At 36.7% G+C, this 6,017-nt stretch carries 4 protein-coding genes; 1 reads left to right on the forward strand and 3 read right to left on the reverse strand.

Features of this window, described 5'->3' with window-relative positions:
• A partial coding sequence (locus ACFIJZ_RS07160; protein ID WP_375631418.1) for a hypothetical protein occupies positions 1-317 on the reverse strand: 317 nt, incomplete at its 3' end.
• Between the two features lie 788 nt (positions 318-1,105).
• Here ACFIJZ_RS07160 and ACFIJZ_RS07165 point away from each other — a divergent pair.
• A complete protein-coding gene (locus ACFIJZ_RS07165) occupies positions 1,106-1,474 on the forward strand; it encodes a helix-turn-helix domain-containing protein (RefSeq protein ID WP_375631419.1) in 369 nt (122 codons plus the stop codon).
• Between the two features lie 1,715 nt (positions 1,475-3,189).
• Here the strand turns inward: ACFIJZ_RS07165 and ACFIJZ_RS07170 are convergent.
• Both ACFIJZ_RS07170 and ACFIJZ_RS07175 read right to left on the reverse strand, forming a co-directional pair.
• Complete coding sequence (locus ACFIJZ_RS07170; RefSeq protein ID WP_375631420.1) at positions 3,190-3,585, reverse strand: hypothetical protein; 396 nt, start codon at positions 3,583-3,585, stop codon at positions 3,190-3,192.
• A gap of 646 nt (positions 3,586-4,231) precedes the next feature.
• A complete protein-coding gene (locus ACFIJZ_RS07175; protein ID WP_375631428.1) occupies positions 4,232-5,467 on the reverse strand; it encodes an MFS transporter in 1,236 nt (411 codons plus the stop codon).
• Between the last annotated feature and the right edge of the window lie 550 nt (positions 5,468-6,017).

The raw sequence follows: 6,017 nt of genomic DNA on the forward strand, positions 1-6,017 counted from the left end.
GTTATCGAAGTATCACACTTCTCCGGTTCACTATTTTTTGCATTCACTGGTACAATCTCAATACGCGAAACTGTTTTAACCTGCCCTTCTCCAGCCCCCTGAAGAGGCAACACTTTTGCCAGCAGCGAAAAAAACGGTACGGGATTATTGAGAGCATGATACTGAAGATAAGACACCAGCCCATCTTCACCATAGTGATATCCAGCCTGCTCCGCCGCTGTCAAAAGAGCTTCATTAAATCGCTTTGTTGTTTTATTTAAAGCCCCTTTTTTCCGCCCTCTTCGACGTAAGGGAAGACAATGTTCATCTACCATCATCATGTTCCTTCCAACTAAAGAGAAACCAAAACCTCAAACACAAAAAATGACATAAAAATCAGCAACAAAATTTGCCAAGCATTCAACAATTAAAAAATGGGACACACCCAAAAAGATAAGAGCCCACATAAAGCCCAAATCCTCCGCATAATTTTACAGATTCACATTTTTACGCTTTTACATCATTACAGAACGCAGCCAAATGAAACGCTCAAATCACTACCCCGCACCGTTCTGTAAACACGGGTCTGTCAACAAGCTGATTTCTCGTCTATCAGATTTCCCTGCTGATTATTTCATATGGCTATCCCACACTTCAAAGAATGGTGTTTCATCAAACACGCCAGATAAGCTCTGATCTACAATTCGACTTCAAAAAGCAAATTTTCCTCTGCTGAATAAAGCTTCCACCCCGCACTGGTTTTAAACTATCATCCAACCTCTTACCCAATAAATTCCCCTACTAACATCAGATTACCACCCCCAAACATCCCTATTTTACAGTATAACAGACTAAAAAATATTTTAATTTTCTTGCCAATCTTCTGAAACTACTTTATTGATAGTTCTGTGTTTTTGATCGTCCACGCAACGGTCAAATAGGGATTTGAAAGCCCGAACGCTCAGTACATAAATTTATCCCGCTTTGCGGATATCCCGGAATTCCGGGAGCTTTTGCTATGTCCAAGTGCTTGTCAGCACTAAAAGCAAAAGGCTGGCTGAGCTCAGTGCTTTCAAACTCCCGGAATACTCATGCGAGGGCGCTCGCAACCGGAGGGGAGCTTGAAGTGCAAACTAAAAATTCACATTTTAATGACATTTCAATAGGTAAAAGAATCCGTTATAGACGACTTTCAATGGGACTTTCTCAAAAGGAGTTAGGAAGCTATTTAGGTGTCAGTTTTCAACAAATCCAAAAATATGAAAAAGGTTTAAATCGTGTAAGCGCGGGGTGTTTGCTTGAAATTGCTAAAAAACGAGAGGTTCCTATGAACTTTTTTTATGCGGACCTTTTAACAGCAGATATTCCCACAAAAGAACATGCCTTACACCACGATCAAGACACATACAGCGAAAAAGAACACGCACTTTTGAAAAACTTTAGAGAGCTCCAGCCGAAAAAACAAAAAGCAATCTTGTGGTTGATTTCTGATTAGGCAAAAGCGCATCAATCGACATCCGTTGCCAATATTCCCCTCTGCCTAAAGCCTTGCCGCCTGATACCACCACATCTCAAAAAACGGTTTAGGCACCGGTTTACGACATCATAGGATAACAAACTTCAAAATAGGATAAAAACACCAAAACCTTGGAAAAAAATCCCCACCCCTCTCACAGAATCTTATCAAAAGATCTCTTCTGATTTAAACGCACAATTCCGATTGTATCATTATGATACCTTTTTACATTTACCTTGTCAAGTTTTTATATTTTTCTTTTGATATTTTTGTGTTTTTCTTTAAGGGAGCCACATCCCTCAAAACACTTTTCCTGCAAAATGCCCCTCATACAAAACACAATGTCTAAAACAACAAGAGCTAAAATAGGATTTTTCCTAAATAGGTATCCCTCTAAATGGGCTTCCCTCTAAATGGGCTTCCCTCTAAATGGGCTTCCCTCTAAATGGGCTTCCCTCTAAATAGGCTTCCCCTCTAAATAGAATTCCCCCTCTAATAGGATTTCCCTTCTAAATAGGATTTCCCCTCTAAATAGGATTTCCCCTCTAAATAGGATTTCCCCTCTAAATAGGATTTCCCCTCTAAATAGGATTTCATTGTATTGCTCATTCCACCCGCTTACTAAAAAAACACCTCTCAATGCTTCTCACACCCATTTCACGGATATCCCCCATACAAATATAGATGCAACTATAATTGTTAAGCTCCGCATAGAATATAAACGCCCACCACGATTTTTCTCTCTTCACATCTCTTTACACATCAGCTCTGCAATCTGTTCACAGCCATTCCCCACACACTCTTCTCCAGAAAACGCACTTCAACAGCACTCTTCATCCCAACTTTCTCCTCCATTCACGAAGACACTTCCCCCAATCCTTCTCACCACTCCATACAATAACAATATATTGATTTATAATGATAATTTAGCATTATTTATATTGATTGAGAGTTCCGAATATCGTAAGATTCTCTCATTTCAAATCCCTCCCATGTTGAATCAATCAAAATCATTCGCTTCCACGTTAAAAGCGAGGAGAGCCCGTGTAAAACTATTAAGAAAGGAGTAAAATGGCTCTTATGAACCTTTCCAAGAGCTGTCACAACATTAGGGGCTAGCAAATATAATGATAATACCCAGCTTGCTTCTTCATAAGTGTAAAGATAGGGGTGCTCAATGGATTTATCATTATACCATGACAAAAAACACGCACAATATATAAATCCATAAATCCTCCGCTTCATTTTACAGATTCACATTTTTACGCTTTTACATCTTCACAGAACGCAGCCAAAGGAACCCCCCAAACCACCACGCGACAATTTGATAAAAACAAAACACCTTTCCAACAATCTCAAACAACAGATTTCTGTAAAGAGTTCATATGAATTTGATTGTTTAGATCTGACTATTAGATTGGCATATAGAGCCGTAGAACAGAAAGTAATTTTCTATAAGACAGAAACGATAAAAGCGCTATATAATTGAGACAGAACATGAAGGATTGCAAACAGATAAAACGACATCTTTCTTCGTTACAACACTGCAATTGTAAACGAGACGACGAATAATTGTCGTCTGAATATGCAATTTTCATATCTGCAAATTTTTATTGATTAATTTAATCCCAACACTTCCCCTGAAACACATTTCTTCATTATCTACTTTTTTGAGACAAACCGGCAAAGGGGTTTCATCTATTATAAGTACGGAAATAATAACGCGTTACTCCAACCTCATCATAAGAAACCATAGACAGAATACCTGTTTTTATTGGCGTTATTTGATAAGTCAAAATTACACCATTTTGCTGTTTGTTTGGTTGATCTGTATAGATCACGTTATATCCATTCCGTCGCAAGAGATTAATAAATACAGGAGTAAAGTTGTCTTCTGTTTTATTTTTTTTCACAATAAGTGTTGTTGTAGCGGGCGGTAAAGGTTTTTTAAGATTACGAACAAAATCGTTAGCAATTAATTTTATATCATCTTGCGTAATATTTGGACTAACATAACTTGATGAATAATTATTGATAGATGCACAACCAGCCACCAAGACAAGAGGCAACGGAAATAAATATTTTGACATCTTAACTCCCCTATTAATTGTATTCTCTTCTGAGAAGCTCCTACACCAGAAATAAGAGCATCCTTTCAAAGAATAGCCTTAACAACATACTGCTTTACTATCAAGCATTAGTTAATCACTTTCTCGCTTGTTTAAAAAAACGACCACCATCTCTCATAGTACTCAAAGCTTATGTTTAAGACACAAAATATATATGTTAAAAGTACGAAAAAACACATGTAAAGCATATAGTATATGTATACTTACTTTCATGGTGTGTTGCATTACATAAACCAACGCACAGCACCCTTCATTTCCCCTCCATTCACGAAGACACTTCCCCCCAATCCTTCTCACCCCTCCATATCATGACAAAAAACACGCACAATATATGAACCCATAAATCCTCCACTTCACTTTTACAGATTCACATTTTTACGCTTCTCCACATTTACAGAACAAAGCCAAGGAAAGGTTCACCACCCCGTACCACTCTATAAACAACGGTCTGTAAAGAATTCAAATGCTTGCCTAGCAAGTTTCCACCACTGACCACTCATTCGTTTCAGATCACCCCCTTCAAAGAGCTGTGTTTTTACCTCATGAATAAGATAATGAGCAAAACCGTCTTTAAAAAAAAAGAAACGGCATGGAGATATCAAATATATCAATGGTCGTCATCGACTGTCGTGTTAAGAGGTGTTAACTCTTTATTTTTCTTAATTTTTACAACGCCAATAATTCCCGTGGAAATAATTAATGCGGACATCGCTAAAAAAGAGCTTAACAATCCCACGAGAGCCAAAAGTCCAGCAATAAAGCCAGACATTGCTTCCGCAGAGTTTGCTAAAGTTGAAAAGGTTCCAAAACTCTTACCAAAATCTTCACGACGAGAATATAATTGAATAGCTGAGACTAAACCAATATCCACAAAGGCACCAATAAATCCTAAAACAAATGCTAACACGAGAAGGAATTTTAAATAAATTTCTGCAGCTAAGGGCATAACAAACAGAATAACCCCATAAAGAAGCCAAAATATCATGAGCTTCAACGAAGTAATATTTAATATAATTTTACTATATAACAAACCACCAACAATAGTTCCAACAGCCATGAGAGAAAAAATATAACTCACAAAGCTTTCCTCTCCCCCCACAAAAAGAACAAAAGCTGGAATTAAAAATCTTAAAATTGCACCCGTAAAGAGAATAGCAAACGACGAGCTAACGAGCGTAATAAATAAATTATTATTTTCTGTAGAAATATATTTAAGATATGAAGCTGTTTCTCGATAAATTTTTATAAAATTGAATGATTTATTCTCGCTTGAATTTAAATTCATGAGATTAAATAACATGATAATAGATATAAAATAGGTAAAAAAATCAAAAATGAGTACTGCCGATTTATTTGCTAAAAAAAGCAGTATGGAACAAACCAAAGGGCCAATGACGGCTGCCGTTTCCATGATAATTTGAGCAATGCTATTGGCCTTTGTAAGATCTTTTATTGAAAACATTCTGGGAATAGCAGCTTGAAAACTTGGTTGGAAAATACTTCTTCCGATCGTTGTACATATTGCTGCAAAAATAAGAACAATGATATGTGCCGTACCTGTTATAGTGGTTATAAAAACAAACAATGAAGCTAATAATCTAACAACTTCACTTAAGATCATATTTTTCTTCAAAGAAAAATTATCCGCTAACCAACCTCCTATAGGGCCAAAAAAGAGAAAAGGGATAAATCGAAAAAAATACACAAGACCTGTAAAAAAGGTGTTATCTGTTAATTCTAAGACCAGTAAAATAAAAACAACTTCATAAGCATAATCACCAACTTTGGAAATAAAGAGAGAACAAAAAAGAGCTAATGGACTCTTTTTTAAAAACAAATTCATATCAACCATCCGATATTAAACTTTTCTACACTTAAAGTTACACTTCCTTCGATACAATTGGTGATATGAACTTCAGAAGAGTCTTTTATTCTAATAAATCGCTTAATAAGTTAAGTGAAAATTTTTAAAGAAATACTCCTCTTGATATAAGCATTTACTCTAATATCAAGTAATATATTAATTTTTCTTGCTTATTTGCTTTAAAAAAAGAAAGAATGTAAAAATTATGAGATCAAAATCTGCTATATTAGTACACTGACTTCCAGCCCACGTCTCAAAGAATGAAAATTCCCAACCAGCACTAATCTACAATCCCACGTCAAAAAGCAGCTTTCCCCACAAAATAAAGCTTACACCCACCCACTCCTCAAACGACAGCACTTCGTCAGGCTCGACAAATCAAGCCCTATCTCCTCGCCATCCTTCACGCATCTCTTTGCAACACCCGCCTTATCCATACTCTCCTCTTATCCATGCGCACTCTCTTCATCCTCCATTCCCCCTTTTTCTCTCCCATCACACACTTAACAACTGAACACCCCTCTTCCTC

Origin of the sequence: Bartonella sp. CL70QHWL, assembly GCF_042194855.1 — a bacterium.
Taxonomy (GTDB): Bacteria; Pseudomonadota; Alphaproteobacteria; order Rhizobiales; family Rhizobiaceae; genus Bartonella.

Coding starts and splice junctions, on each gene's coding strand:
- ACFIJZ_RS07170 (WP_375631420.1), bottom strand. CDS start 3,585: ATGTCAAAATATTTATTTCCGTTGCCTCTTGTCTTGGTGGCTGGTTGT.
- ACFIJZ_RS07175 (WP_375631428.1), bottom strand. CDS start 5,467: ATGAATTTGTTTTTAAAAAAGAGTCCATTAGCTCTTTTTTGTTCTCTC.